Consider the following 19,695-nt stretch of genomic DNA (forward strand, 5'->3'; position numbering starts at 1 on the left):
TAGGTAGAAGAAAGGGGTAAAAATTATGATATATACATGTACATTGAATCCAGCTATTGATCTTTTTATCCAAACCGATGAAATGAAAAAAAATATTGTTAATAGAACGGAAAATTATGAAATACAAGCGAATGGTAAAGGAGTTAATGTTAGTTTTATTCTAAAAAAGAAAGGCGTAGAAAGTACTGCTATTGGAGTTGGTGGAGGATTTACTAATGCGTATATTGAGTCTGAGTTGGCAAGGTGCAATATAAAAACTGATTTTGTACATATCGATGCTAATACACGAATTAATGTTTTTACAAGAGTAATTCAGCAAGATACGGAGTATAAATTAGTAAATAAAGGTCCACATGTTAGTGATGATGAAATAAATCAGTTCATGGATAAGATTCAAAATTTAGATGAAAAGGATACATTAGTTGTATCTGGTAGTTTATCTGACGGAATCTCTGAAGAAATTTTAATTAGTATCGCAAAGCAGGCGCAGGAAAAAGGATATAAGCTAGTTTTGGATACTAGTTATCAAACCGTACTGGATACATTGAAATATAATCCTTATATTTTAAAACCAAATGATGAAGAATTAATGAGTTGGTTTGGCGTAGAACATAAACTATCTCAACATGAATTGATAACTTATTCAAAAGAATTAATTAAATTGGGTGCACAAAATATTTTATTATCATTGGGTGGCGGTGGTGCAATGTTTATAAATAAAGAGGTTGTGTTATATGGAACTGTCCCTAAAGGAACCGTTGTTAACACGGCTGGGGCCGGCGACACCATGTTGGGAACTTTTTTAGCAGGGGTAGCGATAGGGGACAAAAAAATAGAAGAAGTATTTAGAGAAAGTATAGCAGCCGCGAGTTCAACGGCATTTTCAAAAGGGTTAACAGATTTTTCGAATGTAAAAGAGCTGACTAAGCAGGTAAAAATATCTAATATTAAGGAGGAATTAAGATGACAAAATATAAAATAATTGCAGCTACTGGATGTCCAACAGGAATTGCGCATACATACATGGCGCAAGAGGCCTTAGAACAAGCCGCTAAAAAAAGAGGTATATCAATTAAAGTTGAAACTCATGGTCAAAGTGGTATAGAAAATGCGTTTTCACAACAAGAAATTGATGATGCTGATGGTGTAATAATTGCGTCAGATAAAGATGTAGATATTGATCGATTCGATGGTAAAAAAATGATAAATGTGTCAGTTACGAAAGGTATGAAAGAGGCAGATGTATTAATTGATCAAATATTGACAGATGATAATTTACCTACCTATCATCGAAAAGGAGCAAAAATTTCATCGAATGAAGAAACAGTAAATTTATCTGGCTCATTTTGGCACAAAATGTATGTGTACGTGATGAATGGAGTGTCACATATGTTACCAATAGTAGTTGCTGGGGGAGTGTTAACAGCCGTATCATTTTTTTGGGGAATTAATTCAGCAGACATAAAAAGCCCTCAATATAACGATATAGCACATTTATTGAACACTATTGGCGGATTTGCAATGAATCTTATGGTTCCAATTCTATGTGCCTATATAGCTGAGGCTATTGGTAAAAGACCTGGATTGATAGTTGGATTTGTAACGGGAATGATAGCATATACAAATGGAACGGGATTTTTAGGTGGAATAATTGGTGGATTTTTAGCAGGGTATACGATTTTAATATTACAGTTCTTATTAAAAAAACTACCTAAATCATTAGATGGACTGAAAGCCATTTTTATTTTACCTGTAATTGGAGTATTTTTATCAGGCTCTATTATTTGGTATCTATCAGTTCCAATGGCAACAATTAATGAAGGAATGATGACGTTTTTAAAGGGTTTAGAAAATTCAAGTCCCATTCTATTAGGATTAGTTGTTGGAATTATGTGTGCTTCAGATATGGGTGGGCCAATTAATAAAGCAGCATATTTAACCGGAACAGCTCTTTTAGCACAGGGAAATTATTTCTTTATGGCAGGAGTTTCTGCAGCGTGTATTGCGCCACCATTGGCAACAGGGTTTGCTGTACTGTTCAACAAAAAAGCATACTCAGATAAAGAGCGCAGCGCAGGTTACGTTAACTTTTTATTAGGATCAACTCATATTACAGAAGGTGCAATTCCATTTGCGGCAAAGAATCCGCTACTAAATATTCCTGCATTTATGGTTGGTTCTTCGATTGCTGCGATTTTAACCTATGTAACTAGAATTAGTGTACCGGCTCCACATGGTGGATTTATTGTATTACCGTTAGTGAATAAACCATTACTGTGGGTATTATGGATTATTATTGGATCACTTGTATCTGCTGTCTTACTAGCCGCTATTGCTGGTCGCCAAGCTAAAAAAAATAATAGTTTAGTGATGAATGTAGGTAGTAATACCAACTTTGAACAAGAGCAAGATAATGATATAAAAATGAATGAAAATGAATTCGATAATATATTGAAAAGAAAAAACATTGAATTGAACGTAGCCGTTTCTGATAAAGAAGAACTCTTACATTTTTTAGCAAATTTTGCTAAAAAATTAGGATATACGAATAATGAAAGTTATATTTTAAATAAGTATAAGATTCGTGAGTCTGAGGGAACGACAGGGATGGAAAAAGGCATTGCGATACCTCATGCACAGGATGAATCGATTAATAAATCAGCAATGCTAATTGTTAAATTACGTGAGCCTATTGAATGGGAAACATTTGATAATCAGCCAGTAGATACAGTTATCTCATTTCTAATTCCAGAAAAAGATGATGGAAAGCATTTACAGTATTTATCAAATACATCGAAATTACTTGTCCATGACTCATTTGTGGAAGAATTAAAAAAATCGAATACAGTTGATGATATATACAACCTATTTAAAGAAAATATTAATAAGTAGATAAAATTGAGCTACAAAGCTACGTATATACTAAAAAAGTACAAGTGTTTAATGATAAGCGAAAATTCATTCTAAGTAAACAAGTTCAAATTTTGTTGACTATTAGAATGGATTTTTTTAGTTCGCCTTTTATTTAGCTAGTCCATAGCTAGTATCAATATAAGAATAAACAGTGTCTAAATTATTTTGGCCATTTAATAAAATTGAAACCCAGTGTTTTTTATTCATATGGTACCCTGGAAAAATTTGATTTTTGTCTATTTTATTGATGAGCAGGTCAGGATCCATTCGAATATTAAGTATTTCAACTAATTTCTCGGAATCCAAGCCTATTTTAGTTGCTGGAATTTTCATTAAAGCGGCATACCATTTTTTAGAATCTGATCGACGTAAAACAGCGTCATTTGGAAACTGTTTCCAGAGGAATTCTAGATTGGTCTGATAATGTTCTTGTACATAATTAATGATAGATTGTGAATCAGCAGTTTGGAATACTGGAGTAGTTTCAAAACAACTAGCAACAATTAAATCCAGTTGTTCAATCACTGATTTTCTGATTGAACTGACAAATGATCCTGTTGCAGACTGATTTTTATAAAGTGTATATTCTTCTTTAGTTAGAGCATCAATAATAGTAGTATTAATTTTTTCAGAGGGGGAAATTGAGACGGTTAGTATAAATTGATTATTAAGAATTGAAACTTGATAATTATAGATTTCTTCTGCTGTTTTTGTAAAACCATATGGAATCAATGAATCTACCTTTAGTTTCAAATGACTAAATGAATTATAAGCAAAAAAGTCTGTTAGCATAGTGCATCTCCTTTTATAAATTATATAAACAATTAACAGTAGCATACCTTATATTTCTAATTTTAGACTTTAAAGGACTAATTATATAGTATAAAATAGAAAAATTAATATAGACTATTTTATCTAGGAATAAATTGAGTTAAACTGTACTATTATGATTCATTTAACTAGGAGATTTAATCATGCAAAAGACGTTGATTGCGGCAATTATTGTTATTAATTTTATATTTATCTGTTATTTTATGCGTGATTTAATGAGACATAAATCAGACTTCATGAAAGAACCGGCCAGTTCAGTATGGACACCAATATCGCAGATTGTTATTTTTTTCTTTTCTACTTTTGGAATTTCAGATTTTGCCATATCAACAGCAATATACCAGAAAGCTAATTGGGTTTCTATGAAAAAATTACCAGGTACGTTAAATGCGCAAGATGTTATTCCAATATTTGTCATGTCGCTGGCGTATATTACAAGTATCAATGTTGGTACTAAGACGTTACTAGTCTGTATTATTTGCCAAGTGCTGGGTGCTTATATTGGTCCGAGATTTGTTGTTAGATTACCTGAAAATAGTATTAGATCATTTGTTATCGTTGGATTACTTGTTGCAACCGCGTTAATCATCGCTGGTAAATTAGGCCTAATCACTGCTAGTGGGACCGCTACCGAACTATTTGGCTGGAAATTAGTTGTAACAGGATTTTTATTATTTATTTATGGCGCATTAAATAATATTGGAATAGGCTCATTTTCATTAACAATGGCAACTGTCTATGCGATGGGAATGGATCCGATTGCTGCATTTCCAATTATGATGGGGGGATGTGCATTTTCTTTACCAATAGGAAGTATGCAATTTATAAAACTCAATCAATATTCTAGAAAAATAACCTTATTTTCTGTTTTTGGTATTATAGGTGTTTTAGTTGCGGTACTTTTAGTTAAGAATATTAATACAAGTGTGATTCAATGGATTGTTATTGTAGTATTATTGTATTCTGCATACAGCCTATATATAGGTAATAAAGAAGCTAAACTAATCAGAGATAAAAATAAATAAGCAAGCATATTTTAATTGAAAATGGCTAATCTGATATATACTTATAAAAAGTAAGCATATTAGTGGAGGTAGCAAAAATGAAAAGTATAGAAAAAGAAACAACGGTAAGTGAATTAATGGATAAAATTAAAGATGGAAAGTATATCCTATTTTTTTCTGCAACATGGTGCCCAGATTGTGCTTTTATTAAACCTGAAATGCCTAATATTGAATCAGAATATACTGAATACACATTCTTAGCTGTCGATCGAGATGAAAATATGGACTTAGCTGTTGAGTTAAGTGTCTTCGGTATTCCAAGTTTTATTGCATATGAAAATGGTAAAGAAACAGGACGTTTAGTTAATAAAAATCGTAAAACGAAACAAGAAGTAGAAACATTTATTAATAGTATTCCTGCGTAATTAAAAAGATTAGTTAGTATGAATAATCTGCTTTGAATTAAAAATACCCATCGAGTAAACAAGGTTTTACAGTAACTTGTTTACTCGATGGGTATTTTTAATTATTTATTTTTATCAAACACTAAGTGCGTTTATCAGAGCATCTGCTGAATGTTCAATACTTTCTTTTGTTAACGATTGATCAAAAAGAAGATAACCAAGTACAATACCACCTATAGTTGACCAAATAACCTTAAGAATTTCGAGATTATCCCAACTGACAATTAGTTTTTTTTCTTTTAGTGTATCAATAGTTGAATTGAGTGCCGTCCAGTATGGGGCGGGAATATTTTCTAATAACTGTTTAACAACCGATTTATCATAAAGTAGTTCAGAAATGAAAATTTTAAGAACTTTAGCATTTTCTTGCAAAAAAATAATTCTATTTTTTAACAAAGGACGAATTAATGAATCCAAAGTTAAATTTGAATGATCAATGGACTCGTCTAATAAGTCGTGCATTGCAGAAGGTAAGATGGATTTAATGACAGGGGCAATAATGGCGTTAAGTAAGCCTTGTTTATTGTTATATTTACTAAAAATATTACCTTCAGCCACGCCAGCTTTTTTTGCAATTTCTTTTGTACTTGTATTTGCATAGCCTTTTTCTGAGAATAATTCAATTGCGGCGATTAAAATTTGTTTTTGTTTATCTGTTATATCTCTAAATAAATCCGAGTTGGCATATAATTTTAATTCAGAATTTTTAATAATATTCACCATCCTATTTATAGCCCTATTATGACACAATTGATAGCGATGACAAAAGACAAACTTATTATTTTGATAGTTTATATTTAAAAGTTAGGGTTGACTAAACTTGTGGATAGGTTATAATCGTATTTGTAATTGATTGAGTGCTCACTCAAAAAGAAAAGAGGAATATGATTATGTTTAAAAATAAATTTTTAGGTTTCGCCATTTTAGTTTCGGTATTACTTACATTTATTATGGTGGTGATGCAAATCCCATCTGTAAAATCAGAGCTCAAAGATGTACCTGTTGCCATTGTTAATGAAGATAGTGGTAAGCAAGGTAACAAAATCGTTGAAAATCTAACTAGAAGCAAAAATAAGGCGTTAGATTGGCATATCGTTAAGAGTGATAAGGCACTTAAGAGTGCAATGGATAAACAACATTATTATGCGGCTATTGTAATTCCAAAAGATTTCTCGGCATCAATTGGAAAATTAGCTGATCCAACAACAAAAGATGTTACAAATGTAACTGTTGTAACAAATGAAGCAAAAAATGCTACATTGTCAACGACTTTAGGTTCGACACTATCAACAATAGTTACAAAAATTGGTGGTGGTATTTCAGCCGGAATTTTAACAAATATGGCAAAAGCCAATATGAGTGTCCCCGCTGTGACTGCATTGAAGTTAAATAACCCAATCACTGTAAAAACAACCGTTAGACATTCAACCGCTGGATTAACATCAGCGAATAGTTCGTTCTTCCAACCCGTCTGGATTGCAAGCATGGTTATTAGTTTATTATTATTCTACGCTGGAGATTCAAGAGAATTTAAATCAATGAAACACAAGTTTTCATTTAAATCATCATTCATTATCTCAGCTGTAGCACTTGCAATTTTAACTGGATTTGCAACAGCTACGTATGCGACATGGATTTTAGGATTTGATTTTACACATTTTATAACAATTGCATCGTTCTTATCATTTACAAGTTTTGCTTTTATAATGTTATTCTCAGGGGTATTGACATGGATTGGTTTCCCAGGGGTAATTATATTTGTCCTCTTACTATTTTTCTCAATTCCTTTATTGGCAATGGCACAACCATTAGTACCTCAATTCTACCAAGATTGGGTTCTTCCATGGTTACCAATGCGTTTCTTGTATGATGGTGCTCGCAGCATTCTTTATTATGGAGCATCTTTCTGGAACAGTTCTACAATGGGCCTAACTTATGTCTTAGCAATCGGTAGTGTCTTGTTTTTTGCCGAAGGATTATCACCCAAACATCGTAAAGTTGAAAAAGAAATTAACGATAAAATTAAAGAGATGGAAGTTAAATAGAATTCTTTAAATGAATCTTGAAATAAATTAAAAACCTCAGGGTAATCACCTTTTTAAGTGATTGCCCTGAGGTTTTTAATTTATTAATTATGGTTTTATTTTTGTCCACTTTGAATAAAAAAGTTAGCATGTTTATAGTTATAAATAGTTTGAGAAAGATCAAAAGGTTCACCGCTTACTGTATAAAAAAGTTCATCAATATAGAGTCCAGGCGAATTTTCTGGTAGTTCTAAAAGGGTTGATTCTGTCTTTTTAAGGGTGTCTGTACGTAAATATTTATCGGAGAAACCTATTTTTAATTTTAAAACTTCTTTCAAGTAATTAAAAATAGACTCACTGATTATTTCGCGATTAAGATAAGGAACAAGTTTTTTTCGATAGTAGGATCTCTCAATACAGAGAACTTGATTATCGATGTAACGAATTCTTTTTATTAAATAAACTTCCTCACCCGGAGCACAATTTAATTCCCTGGCTACATCAGCATTGGGTAGTTCAACTTTTAAATCAATCACTTTTGTAGATAATTTACTGTTTTCTAAATCTTTTGTAAAGCCCATGTTCGTCATTAGAGCGATGTAACCGTCTCTTTTTTGACGACGAACAAAAATTCCGCTACCTTGTACTTGATAAATAATACCCTTATCTTCTAAAGTTGTGAGAGCTTTAACGAGTGTCGTCTTACTGACGGCATATTTGGCAATAAGTTCATTTAGACTAGGGAGTTGCGTCCCTTGATTCAAATTTTTATTTTTAATTGCAAGCTCAATTTGATCAGCAATTTCTTGATACTTTAACATTTCATGCCTCCATTAAAATAATGTATCCTTTATTGTATAACATTGTTCCCGCCTTGTACATCTAGATGAAAAGGGTTACAAAAAAAGTGTTGACTTATTGTGCACGTACAATTAAAATATACATATACAAAGATTTGTAAGGGTTTACAATTTTTTTCTATTTATTCGTTTTTATCTGAGGAGGAGAAAAATATGGCAAGTAAGGTTAGAGATTATACAAAATTAGCTACAGATATTTTAGAAGCAATTGGTGGAGAAAAAAATTTAGCAGGAGCAACGCATTGTGCGACACGGTTACGACTAGTGCTACATGAGGTTCCTTCAGATGCTAAAGAAAAAATATCAGCAATGGCAGGCGTTATCACTGTTGTTGAAAGTGGTGGACAATTCCAAGTAGTTATTGGACCACATGTTGCGGATGTTTATGATGCATTCTCAGCAATGATTGATAGTTCAGAAGTAGAGGAAGTAGAAGCACCAAAAACAAGTATAATGAATCGAGTTATTGCAACAATGTCTGCGGTTTTTGCCCCATTCGTTTACATATTGGCCGCGGCAGGTATTATTCAAGGGAGTTTAATTCTAATTACTTTAGCTATGCCAAATTTTCCTAAAAGTGGTACATATCAAGTTTTAAGCTTTATTTCTTGGGCACCATTTACGTTCTTACCAATATTTATTGCCATAACGGCAGCTAAACATTTTAAAACAAACAGTTTAATCGCTGTTGCATGTTGTGCTGCATTAGTTAGTCCCACATGGGCAGAGATGGCTGGAACTATTGCTAGCGGTACAAGTATTAACTTTATGGGTATTCCATTATCTCAAACAGTTTATACATCATCAGTATTGCCACCATTATTTTTAGTTTGGATTCTTTCTTATCTTGAAAGATTCTTGAGTAAAAAGATACCTGACATTATTAAAGAACTTGCTGTTCCATTATTATGTCTATTAATTATGGTTCCTTTAACAATCTTAATTATTGGACCACTTTCATCTCTTGGAGCTGAAGGAATCGCAAAAGGATATAATTATTTAGTTAAAGTTGCACCACCTTTAGCAGGTGTTATTATTGGTGGTTTCTGGCAAGTACTTGTTATTTTTGGTATCCATTGGGGTGTTACGCCAATGGTTATGGCCAATTTCAAAATGAATGGAATGGACTCATTTCAGGCTTTTCAAACAATTGCAGTGGTCGCACAAGTTGGTGCTGTTTTAGGTGTATTTATTAAGTCTAAGAACAGAGAATTAAAAAATATATCTCTTTCAGCATTTATTACAGGATTATTTGGGATTACAGAACCAGCAATTTATGGTGTGACATTAAGATTTAAAAAACCATTTATCTTTGGTTGTATTTCAGGAGCGTTTGGTGCATTAATTACAAGTTTCTTTAATTCATATTATTTTGCTTATGCTGGACTACCAAGTTTATTAACCATTGTAAATGCAATTAGTCCTAAATACCCACACTCATTTATTGGTATGGTTGTTGGATGTATTGTAGCAATTGTGGGTTCAGTTCTACTTGTTCAAATTTTTGGTACGGGTGAAACAGTTAGTGAAGTCGCAACAATGGAAGCACAGTTAGATGATGCACCAGCTAAGGTCGCACCAGTTATGAGTACGCCAGTAATAAATGCACCAGGCGTTGTTAATAGCCCTGTAACAGGGAAAGTAATTGCGTTAACAGAAGTAGAGGATGAAGTATTTTCATCTGGTGCAATGGGCAAAGGTGTTGCTGTAAATCCAACGGATAATAAAATATATGCACCATTTGATGGTCAGGTTGTCATGACTACAGAGACACAACATGCGATTGGATTAAAATCTGTAGATGGTGTAGAAGTTTTAATTCATATTGGAATGGATATCGTTGAATTAAAAGGAAAATATTTTGCAACACAAGTTAAAAATCATGATTATGTAAAAATGGGTGATTTACTTGTTGAATTTGATCAAGAGAAGATAAAAGAATCAGGATTTTCAGTAGTAACACCTGTAATTGTGACTAATTCAGATGATTACGAAGATGTTATTGCGTATACGCAAAATGAAATTCACCATGGAGAACCAATAATGGAATTAATTCCAAAAGGAGAAAAATAAAATGTCTAAATTACCGAAGGATTTTTTGTGGGGTGGCGCTTTGGCTGCTCATCAGTTTGAAGGCGGCTGGAATGTTGATGGAAAAGGGCCAAGTGTTATTGATGTGATGACTGCAGGAGCAAATGGTGTTCCGCGGGAAATTACGGAAACTATTGAAACAGATAAATTTTATCCGAATCATGATGCAATTGATTTTTATCATCATTACAAAGAAGATATTCAATTTTTCTCTGAAATGGGATTGAAGTGCTTACGAACATCAATCGCGTGGTCACGTATTTTCCCAATGGGAGATGAAAGCGAACCAAATGAAGCGGGATTACAATTTTATGATGATGTTTTTGATGAATTATTAAAAAAAGGTATTCAACCAGTGATTACCCTATCGCATTTTGAAATGCCACTCCATTTAGCTAAAGAATATGGTGGTTTTAGAAATCGTAAATTAATTGATTTTTTTGAAAATTTTGCTACGGTTTGCTTTAAACGTTATCAATCTAAAGTAAAATATTGGATGACATTTAATGAAATTAATAATCAAATGGATACAAATAACCCCATCTTTTTGTGGACTAATTCTGGAGTTATTGTGAACGATGGTGAAAATCCCAAAGAAATTATGTATCGAGTTGCACATAACGAACTCTTGGCTAGCGCTAAGGCGGTTATTGCTGGTAAAAAAATTAATTCTGATTTTGAAATAGGATGCATGGTATCACACGTACCAATTTATCCTTATTCATGTGATCCGGAAGATATCATGGCTGCTGAAGAGGCAATGCATCAACGCTTCTTTTTCCCAGATGTTCATGTTCGTGGAGAATACCCACGTTATGCACTAAAAGAGTTTGAACGTCACAATTATGATGTTGGGATTCAAGAAGGCGATATGGAGATATTGAAAAAAGGGACAGTTGATTATCTAGGATTCAGTTACTATATGTCAACAGTTGTTAAAGCAGATGCTGAAGCAGATCATTTAGGTGATGTTGTGAATGGTGGACTACCTAATGGGGTTCCTAATCCGTATATTAAATCTAGTGACTGGGGCTGGGCAATTGATCCCGATGGTTTACGATATACGTTAAATCGATTATATGATCGCTATCAGTTACCGTTATTTATTGTTGAAAATGGTTTTGGCGCGATTGACAAGCTTGAAGATAATCATGAAATTCATGATCCTGAACGTGTAAGTTATCTAAAAGAACATATTGAAGCAATCGAAAAAGCAGTTGATTATGATGGTGTTGAAGTCTTAGGATATACACCATGGGGTGTTATTGATTTAGTATCATTTACAACTGGTGAGATGAAAAAGCGTTATGGTATGATTTATGTTGATCGTGATAATGAGGGCAATGGATCGATGAAACGTTATAAAAAAGACTCATTTACTTGGTATAAAAATGTAATTGAAACAAATGGAGAAAGTCTTTAAAAGTTATTATAGAAAGAAAAAGCATCTCATTTATTAATAAATGAGATGCTTTTTGATTAATAAAAAAACAAATGACAACCGGTTGACATAAAAATATAAACAGGTTATACTTTGGTTATTCTTTCAGAAAGCGCTTTCTAAAAGTTGAGTTTATAGGTACAGGCAATTGCTATTTTTTAGTGAAATGGGACATTTATTAAACAAATAGAATGGGGTAAATAGAATGGAAAACAAAGTAAACGTAGATACAAATCAAGTTGAAGAAATTCCTCTTTTTCGAAAACTAAGTTATTCACTTACAGATTTTGGCGGAAATATTCTATTTGTAAGTATTAGTACGTACTTGTTATATTTTTATACAGATGTTTTTGGAATTGGGATTGGTGTAGCTGGAACTATCTTGCTCGTCACACGATGCGTTGATATGTTTGATGCACCAATATGGGGCTTTTTAATTGATCATACACATACAAAATGGGGACAAAGTCGGCCGTATTTCTTGTGGTTATGTGTACCATTTGCATTCTTTACATGGTTAACATTTACTACACCGAATTTATCGGGATCGTCCAAAGTTATCTATGCATCAGTTGTTTACGTCATTGCAGGAATTATATATACCGGAATTAGTACCCCTATGACGTCGATTTTACCTAACTTAACAAATGATTCAGACCAAAGAACGGTTTTGAATTCATATCGAATGGTTGGAGGAAATGTTGGTCTATTGGTTGCTAATGGTGTTGTTTTACCATTAGTTCAAATATTAGGGCAAGGAAATGATCGTAAAGGATTCTCATATGCAATGATTATTTTAGGGATTATCTCCATTATTGCCTTTTTAATTGCCTTTTTAAATTTACGAGAAATTAATACAACGATTACGAAATCAATATCATTAAAACAGAGTGTTAAAGCAACAAAAAGTAATTGGCCTTGGATTTTATTGGTTATTTCCAACTTATTCTATTGGATTGGAACAACTGTTAGAAGTTCAGGCATGATTTATTATTTTCAATATAATATCCATGCAAAATCATTAGTCGCAGTTGCTGGTTCTTTATCTGTTGTTGCTGTTATAGGGATGATATCAATTCCATTACTTGTTAAACGTACAAATAAAAGAACGGTTCTAATTGGAGCACTATTGATGGGAGCAATCTGTAACATGTTGCTTCAAGCAGTTGGTAGTAATCAAGTTTGGGTTGTTATCTTATATTGCCTAGGATCAATTGGAACGGGTGTTGCAGCTGCAATGCCATTCCTAATGTTGGCTGATGCGGTTGATTTTGGTCAATGGAAAACAGGAATCAGAGCCAGTGGCTTTTTAACAGCTATTGGAAGTGCATTCTGTGTTAAAGCAGGTAGTGGGATTGGCGGATTTATTCCATCACAAGTAATGCAATTCTTTGGATATATACCCAATCACACTCAAACGAGTCAATCTTTATTAGGCATTAACTTAAGTTTTATCTGGATTCCAGCCATGCTGTTCATACTTGCTGCAGTTCCAATGTTTTTCTATGGTAAATTTGAACGAAATGAAGATAAAGTTAGATTAGAATTAGCTAAAAAAGAAGCAGCTTAAAAAGTTAATGGTGGGGATAATGGTTTTGCTTATTTTATGGTAAACTAAGAGTACTAAAAGTTAAGCGGTAACAATTTAACTAAAATTAGACGACTTAGGAGCAAATAAAATGCAAAATCCAAAACTTGATGATGTCGCTGAATTGGCAGGCGTTTCTAAAACGACTGTATCTAGGGTGTTGAACAATAGAGGTTATCTTAGCGAAAAGACAGTTAAAAAGGTTCGTGATGCTGTGAAAGAGTTACATTATCAGCCTAATGATGTTGCAAGACAATTATTTAATAAAGAAACAAAACTAATAGGGCTTATTTTCCCAACCATTGCGAATCCTTTTTTTGGACAATTAGCTTACCATTTAGAAACGAAACTTTTTAATAGAGGTTATAAGGTTCTTATCGGTAACTCAAAAAATGATTCAGAAAAAGAAGTGACTTATTTACGTAAACTAATGGCAAATCAAGTTGATGGGCTAATTGTTGGAGCACATAATGAAGGAATTGAAGAATATCATAATACAAATTTACCAATTGTCGCAATTGATAGAATTATGAATGGTGATATTCCGGTCGTTTCTTCTGATAATTATAGTGGCGGTAAAATGGCAACAGAATTGCTATTAGAACATGGGGCAACCTCAATTGTACATACAAATGGACCTTATGATTTAGAAACGCCTGCTCGAGATAGACGTAGGGCATACGAGAAAATTATGAGTGAACATGGGTTGCCAGCCGTAACGTATACAATTGATTTTAATTGGACAGAAACAGAAAAAACAAAAGTTATTAAAAGAATTTTTGAGGATCTTAAACGAGTGGATGGTATTTTTGCTTCGAATGATACAGACGCTAGTTTGATCATAAAAATAGCTAGAGAATATGGCAAACGAGTACCTGAAGATTTACTTGTTATTGGCTATGATGGGACAGATGTTGTTCGATTATTTAAACCAGAACTAACAACAATTATTCAACCAATTGAACAGATGGCTGATGCAGCTATTGATATTTTAATGAAGAAAATAGAAGGTAAAGAGACACCTATGCAAGTAGTACTACCGGTACAATTATATAAAGGAGAAACGGCATAGTAGGTGCGTTTTTATTTTAAGATAATGACAACCGGTTAACATATAGAACGAGGAGAAGACAATTTTGAAAAATGAAACGATTAATTATCCAGAGGTAACTGATGAAAGATATCGATTAAAGTATCATATTACGGCACCAGCAGGTTGGATGAATGATCCAAATGGGTTTTGCTTTTTTAAAGGGTACTATCACATCTTTTATCAACATCATCCAAATTCAACACAGTGGGGACCAATGCATTGGGGTCATTCAAGAAGTAAAGATTTAGTTAATTGGGAAAGCTTACCAATTGCTTTGGTTCCTGGTGATCAAGAAGATCAGGATGGCTGTTTTTCAGGTAGCGCAATTGTGAAGGATGAGCGTCTCTATTTAATTTATACAGGACATAATTTGAAAGACAAAAATGATCCGGATAGTTATTGGCAGAATCAAAACCTAGCCGTTAGTGATGATGGCATAACTTTTGAAAAATTTGCTGGTAATCCAGTGATTTCAATGCCTCCTGTAGATAATGATGCTGATTTTAGAGATCCAAAAATTTGGTTTGAAAATGGAAAATATAATATTGTAATCGGAAGCAAAAATAAGGATGGCTTGGGTCGAGTTCTTATGTATAACTCAGATGATTTAGAACATTGGGACTACTTAGGACCTATTGCAACTGCTAAATCAGTTGATTCTGAAGGATTCGTTTGGGAATGTCCTGACCTTTTCGAAATTGACGGACAAGACGTTTTAGTAATGTCACCACAAGGAATTAAAGCTGATAAATTAAAATATAGAAATTTCTTCCAAACAGGATATCTGACTGGAAAATTTGATGAAGAGACACATTCATTACATCATGGTGAGTTCACTGAATTAGATTATGGACATGATTTCTATGCAACACAATCAATGGTTACGCCTGACGGTAGAAGGATCATATTTGCATGGATGGACATGTGGGAGAGCCCCATGCCAGAACAGGAAGATGGTTGGGCAGGCGCACTAACATTTCCAAGAGAATTAAATATGAAAAATGGTAAATTATTGATGACACCAGTTGAAGAAATTAAAAAATTGCGCGAAAAAGTATTATTAGATGTCACTAAACCTAAGGATACAACCACTATTTTTGAAGCCCCTACAAAGAGTTTTGAGTATTTAGCGAACTTTAATGGGCAAGAAAATGTCAGCGTTAAAATTAAAAATAGCGATAATAAATTATTAATAAAAGTTAGCTATCAAGCTGCAACAGGTAAGGTAACATTACAAAAGTATAATGACGATTTACTTCGAGAAACTAATGTGAGCGTTGCCAATGAATTGGATGTTCATTTATTAATGGACAACAGTTCAGCAGAATTATTTGTGAATAATGGAGAAGCATGTTTCTCTGAAAGGGTTTATGATGAAAAGGAACTTATAGTTGAAACAAGTAGCGATTCAACTAATTATGATATTAAAATATATGAACTTGGAGGAACAATGTAATGTTATTAGGAAGTATTGAAGCAGGTGGCACTAAATTTGTATGCGCGGTAGGTAACGAAGATTATCAAGTAAAGGATCAAATTCAAATTCCCACGACTACACCTGTTGAAACATTAACGGCAGTCGTAGACTATTTTAAGCAATTTGAAATAGCTGCACTTAGTGTTGCCTCATTTGGACCAATTGAAATCAGAAAAACGTCACCTAAATATGGATTTATCACGAAAACACCAAAACCGGGTTGGGGTGATACGGATTTCTTGGGATTTCTTAAGGGCAAACTGGATATTCCAACATTTTGGACAACGGATGTAAATGGTTCAGCTTACGGTGAATATACAATGTCGACATTGTTTAATGAGAAAATTAATTCACTTGTTTATTACACAATTGGAACTGGTGTGGGCGCTGGAGCAGTAATTGATGGCCACTTAGTTGGCGGTATTGGCCATCCTGAAATGGGCCATGTCTTAGTTAAGAGACATCCTGATGATCTTGATTTTAAAGGTGTCTGTCCATTTCATGGTGATTGTTTAGAGGGCTTAGTTGCTGGACCAACATTTGAAGCACGGACTGGTAAAAAAGGTAAAGATGTCCCATTAACAGACAAAACTTGGGATATTATGGCCTACTATATTGCTCAGGCTGCCGTTCAAACAACGTTAAGTTTACGTCCTAATAAAATTATTTTTGGGGGCGGCGTTACAAATGATGTTTTATTGGAAAAAGTGCGACATGAATTCAAAGAAATTTTAAATGATTATGTTGACGTTCCTCCATTAGATCAATATATTACAGCACCACAAGTTGCTAATAATGGATCAGCCAATGTTGGAAACTTCGCTTTAGCTGAAAAAATGTTATCTGAATGATAGGGTTATTTAACAAAATTGGAGGGTAAAATAATGACAAACAAAAATTATTATGATGTAACAAAATGGCCTATTGGTAACCCGTACGAAGATATTGGGGAAGTTATTAATAGTATTATTACTGATATTAAAAGTCATCAAACTGATAGTAATAGCAATGATGGTGGAAAACCAGGGGCAGTTATTTATCTACCACCAGCTGATTATCACTTGCGTACACAAGTCTTAATAGATATTAGTTTTCTTAAAATTCAAGGATCTGGGCATGGATTTACGTCATCAAGCATTCGGTTTAACGTACCACAAAACGAATGGTCAAATTTACATGAATTATGGCCTGGTGGTAGTCGTGTTCTTGTTGACCTCGATCCTAAAACAACGGATGAAGAATCTGAAGGTGCAGCTTTCTATGTTGCAAGAGAAGGAAATCCGCGTATTAGTTCAGTCGAATTTTCGAACTTTAATATTGATGGGTTACACTTTATTGATGATGGCACAGGCGAAAAAAATCCAGAAAATACGTATGTGAATGGTAAGACTGGAATTTATGTTGCAAGTGCACAAGATTCATTCCGTATTACAGAAATGGGTTTTGTTTACTTAGAACATGGTGTAACCATTTATAACGCAGATGCATTAACAATCCACGATAATTTTATTGCTGAATGTGGTAATTGTATTGAACTACGTGGATGGGGACAAGCTTCGAAAGTAACTGAAAATTTAATGGGCGCTGGATTTAATGGCTATACCATTTTTGCGGAAAACTTCGGAGGACTGCTAATTACGACTAATAATATTTTCCCAAGAGGTGCAAGTAGCATTTCATTATCTGGCGTGACGAAATCGTCTGTTACAAATAATCGCATTCATGCATTTTATCCCGGAATGGTTATTTTAGATGATAATTGCTCAGAGATATTGGTTTCTTCAAACCATATGCTGCATGATCAAGAACCGTGGGCGCCTATGCAACATCGAGATAATGGATTAGACGATTTATATGGGCTGTTATCAATTAGCGGTAATGATAATTCCGTCATTGGAAATCATTTTTCAGAAACGGTTGATCAAAACACGCTTAAACCAGTTGGTGCAACACCGGTCATTATCCGACTTGCTGCCGGACATGGTAATTATATTGCAAATAATAATGTTGTGGCTACAGAAATTCAATCAGGTAGTGGCGATTCAGCATTTTCTGCACAAGTAGATGCGTTACTAGCAACCGAAGAATTAAAAAAAGTCACAGTAACAACTGTTTTGGTTGAAAAGAAGTCAACGCAAAATACAATTTTAGATTCTGGAAGCAATGAACAAGTTATTTTGGATAAAAATGTGAATGCTTTTAGAGCAACACCAACCGTCCCAAAAAAACAGTAATTTTAAATAAATGATTTAATTTGTGCCACTTTGATAAAATAGGACTATAATGAAAGTTGAAGTTAGAACTTAATATAACTGTCCAAATCAAAAGAGGCGATAGCAATGGCAAAGTTGAGTAAAGAACAACGCAAAGCAATGGCTCAAAAAGCAATGGACGAACGTGCTAAACATCCACAAGCTGAAAAAAAACAATCAGGTTTTAAATTTATTGAAGATGAATCAACTAAGTTAGGTGCAGAAAAAAACTAATTATAAAAGTTCAAAGATTAATTCTAAGTATTCTTGGAATTAATCTTTTTTTAGTTAACTAAAAATATTAAATTGGGTGTAAGTCATGTACAATTTGAATGATAGATAATTTAATGAGGAGTGATAATCGATGTTAATTAAACAAGTACATATTGAAAATAAAGAAGAATTACAAGATATTCGAGTAGAAAATGGCATGTTTACTGAGATTGGGGTAAATTTACAACAAAATGCTGATGAAAAAGTCATTGATGCAACCGATAAATTGATGTTACCGCCATTTGTTGATCCACATGTTCATTTGGATTCAACGCTCACAGCAGGTGATCCGGAATGGAACGAATCTGGGACTTTATTTGATGGCATTCGGATTTGGTCTGAACGTAAAAAGACGTTAACCCATGAAGATGTTAAAGAACGTGCTGTTACAGCATTAAAAATGCAGGCAGCCCATGGTGTTCAGTTTGTTCGTTCACATGTTGATGTGACTGATCCTGATTTAGTGGCTTTGAAAGCTTTAATTGAGGTCCGCGAAGAAGTTAAACCTTGGATGGAATTACAATTAGTTGCTTTCCCACAAGAAGGTATTTTATCATTTCCAAATGGGAAGGAATTAATGACAAAAGCTGCTGAATTAGGAGTGGATGCAATTGGTGCAATTCCCCATTTTGAATTTAATAGAGAATATGCAGTTGAATCACTCCATTTCGCTTTTGAATTGGCTCAGAAATATAATTTATTATTTGATGCACATACGGATGAAATCGATGATCCTAGTTCTCGTAGCTTGGAAACCGTTGCGACATTAGCTTTAGAAACAGGGATGAAAGATAAGGTTACAGCATCACATACAACAGCGATGGGTTCATATGATGATGCTTATTTGTACAAATTAATGCGTTTATTGAAGATGTCAGAAATGAACTTTATTGCTAATCCACTTGTAAATATGTTCTTAGGTGGACGTTTTGACACATATCCAAAGCGTCGTGGGTTAACACGCGTCAAAGAATTGGATGAGAATGGGTTGAACGTTGCATTTGGTGAAGATGACATCAAAGATCCATGGTATCCAATGGGAGATGGCAACATGTTAGACGCCTTGCACATGGGATTACATGCGACTCAGATTATGGGTTATAGTCAAATTATGAATGCTTACCGATTTGTGACGACTAATGGCGCTAAATCTATGCATGTTATGGATCATTATGGAATTGAAGTTGGAAAACCAGCTAATTTCGTCATTATGGATAGTGATAATTTTTATGATGCGTTGAATACACGTGCTGCCGTTATGTTATCAGTCCATAATGGTGATGTGATTAGTGAAACCAAGCCAGCAGAAACCCAGTTATATATCTAGTAAGTAATCGTTTTGGTAGCGCCTTCTTGATTTGAATGCTAGAATCAAGGCATGACT

17 protein-coding genes are annotated in these 19,695 nt (G+C 33.7%); 14 read left to right on the forward strand and 3 right to left on the reverse strand.

The window, feature by feature from the left end:
- Positions 1-25: 25 nt before the first annotated feature.
- Positions 26-967, forward strand: a complete 942-nt coding sequence (pfkB, locus tag AC1RP1_RS00720; RefSeq protein ID WP_481761027.1) for a 1-phosphofructokinase — start codon at positions 26-28, stop codon at positions 965-967.
- Positions 964-2,892, forward strand: a complete 1,929-nt coding sequence (locus tag AC1RP1_RS00725; protein WP_481761026.1) for a fructose-specific PTS transporter subunit EIIC — start codon at positions 964-966, stop codon at positions 2,890-2,892. Before pfkB ends, AC1RP1_RS00725 begins: the two co-directional genes overlap by 4 nt.
- A gap of 129 nt (positions 2,893-3,021) precedes the next feature.
- On the opposite strand, the gene AC1RP1_RS00730 is transcribed toward AC1RP1_RS00725, so the two are convergent.
- Positions 3,022-3,705 carry an MmcQ/YjbR family DNA-binding protein gene (locus AC1RP1_RS00730; protein ID WP_481761025.1) on the reverse strand — a complete coding sequence of 228 codons (684 nt, stop codon included), beginning with the start codon at positions 3,703-3,705 and terminating at the stop codon, positions 3,022-3,024.
- A 182-nt stretch (positions 3,706-3,887) separates the two neighbouring features.
- On the opposite strand from AC1RP1_RS00730, the gene AC1RP1_RS00735 reads away from it, so the two are divergent.
- Together AC1RP1_RS00735 and AC1RP1_RS00740 are read left to right on the forward strand one after the other, a co-directional pair.
- Positions 3,888-4,769, forward strand: a complete 882-nt coding sequence (locus AC1RP1_RS00735; RefSeq protein WP_481761024.1) for a sulfite exporter TauE/SafE family protein — start codon at positions 3,888-3,890, stop codon at positions 4,767-4,769.
- Positions 4,770-4,846: 77 nt separating this feature from the next.
- Positions 4,847-5,173 carry a thioredoxin family protein gene (locus AC1RP1_RS00740; RefSeq protein ID WP_481761023.1) on the forward strand — a complete coding sequence of 109 codons (327 nt, stop codon included), beginning with the start codon at positions 4,847-4,849 and terminating at the stop codon, positions 5,171-5,173.
- Between the two features lie 114 nt (positions 5,174-5,287).
- Here the strand turns inward: AC1RP1_RS00740 and AC1RP1_RS00745 are convergent, their stop codons facing one another.
- Entirely contained in the window at positions 5,288-5,935 is a 648-nt protein-coding gene (locus tag AC1RP1_RS00745) for a TetR/AcrR family transcriptional regulator (RefSeq protein WP_481761022.1), read from the reverse strand.
- Positions 5,936-6,102: 167 nt separating this feature from the next.
- Between AC1RP1_RS00745 and AC1RP1_RS00750 the strand changes: the two genes are divergently transcribed.
- Positions 6,103-7,257 (forward strand): YhgE/Pip domain-containing protein, encoded by a 1,155-nt coding sequence (locus tag AC1RP1_RS00750; protein ID WP_481761021.1) that lies wholly within the window; start codon positions 6,103-6,105, stop codon positions 7,255-7,257.
- A 95-nt stretch (positions 7,258-7,352) separates the two neighbouring features.
- Here the strand turns inward: AC1RP1_RS00750 and AC1RP1_RS00755 are convergent, their stop codons facing one another.
- The gene (locus AC1RP1_RS00755; protein ID WP_481761020.1) at positions 7,353-8,057 is read right to left on the reverse strand and encodes a GntR family transcriptional regulator; all 705 of its coding nucleotides are present in this window, start codon (positions 8,055-8,057) and stop codon (positions 7,353-7,355) included.
- 192 nt (positions 8,058-8,249) lie between these two features.
- On the opposite strand from AC1RP1_RS00755, the gene AC1RP1_RS00760 reads away from it, so the two are divergent.
- From AC1RP1_RS00760 to codA, 9 genes are all read left to right on the forward strand, one after another.
- Complete coding sequence (locus tag AC1RP1_RS00760; RefSeq protein WP_481761019.1) at positions 8,250-10,169, forward strand: beta-glucoside-specific PTS transporter subunit IIABC; 1,920 nt, start codon at positions 8,250-8,252, stop codon at positions 10,167-10,169.
- 1 nt (position 10,170) lies between these two features.
- Positions 10,171-11,610, forward strand: a complete 1,440-nt coding sequence (locus AC1RP1_RS00765) for a 6-phospho-beta-glucosidase (RefSeq protein ID WP_481761018.1) — start codon at positions 10,171-10,173, stop codon at positions 11,608-11,610.
- 223 nt (positions 11,611-11,833) lie between these two features.
- On the forward strand, positions 11,834-13,198 hold the full coding sequence (locus AC1RP1_RS00770; RefSeq protein WP_481761017.1) for an MFS transporter: 1,365 nt from the start codon (positions 11,834-11,836) through the stop codon (positions 13,196-13,198).
- 109 nt (positions 13,199-13,307) lie between these two features.
- Positions 13,308-14,288 carry a LacI family DNA-binding transcriptional regulator gene (locus AC1RP1_RS00775; RefSeq protein WP_481761016.1) on the forward strand — a complete coding sequence of 327 codons (981 nt, stop codon included), beginning with the start codon at positions 13,308-13,310 and terminating at the stop codon, positions 14,286-14,288.
- A 64-nt stretch (positions 14,289-14,352) separates the two neighbouring features.
- Complete coding sequence (locus AC1RP1_RS00780) at positions 14,353-15,765, forward strand: glycoside hydrolase family 32 protein (protein WP_481761015.1); 1,413 nt, start codon at positions 14,353-14,355, stop codon at positions 15,763-15,765.
- Positions 15,765-16,637, forward strand: coding sequence for a fructokinase ScrK (scrK, locus tag AC1RP1_RS00785; protein WP_481761014.1), 873 nt, complete (start codon positions 15,765-15,767; stop codon positions 16,635-16,637). Before AC1RP1_RS00780 ends, scrK begins: the two co-directional genes overlap by 1 nt.
- Positions 16,638-16,670: 33 nt before the next feature.
- Positions 16,671-18,020: a NosD domain-containing protein gene (locus AC1RP1_RS00790; RefSeq protein WP_481761013.1), complete on the forward strand. Its 1,350-nt coding sequence runs from the start codon at positions 16,671-16,673 to the stop codon at positions 18,018-18,020.
- A gap of 105 nt (positions 18,021-18,125) precedes the next feature.
- Positions 18,126-18,272: a hypothetical protein gene (locus AC1RP1_RS00795; protein WP_409021777.1), complete on the forward strand. Its 147-nt coding sequence runs from the start codon at positions 18,126-18,128 to the stop codon at positions 18,270-18,272.
- 130 nt (positions 18,273-18,402) lie between these two features.
- Positions 18,403-19,638 carry a cytosine deaminase gene (codA, locus tag AC1RP1_RS00800; RefSeq protein WP_481761012.1) on the forward strand — a complete coding sequence of 412 codons (1,236 nt, stop codon included), beginning with the start codon at positions 18,403-18,405 and terminating at the stop codon, positions 19,636-19,638.
- The last annotated feature ends 57 nt before the right edge of the window (positions 19,639-19,695 follow it).

The sequence above is a fragment of the Dellaglioa sp. CoH-56-MRSF-13 genome (assembly GCF_056782095.1).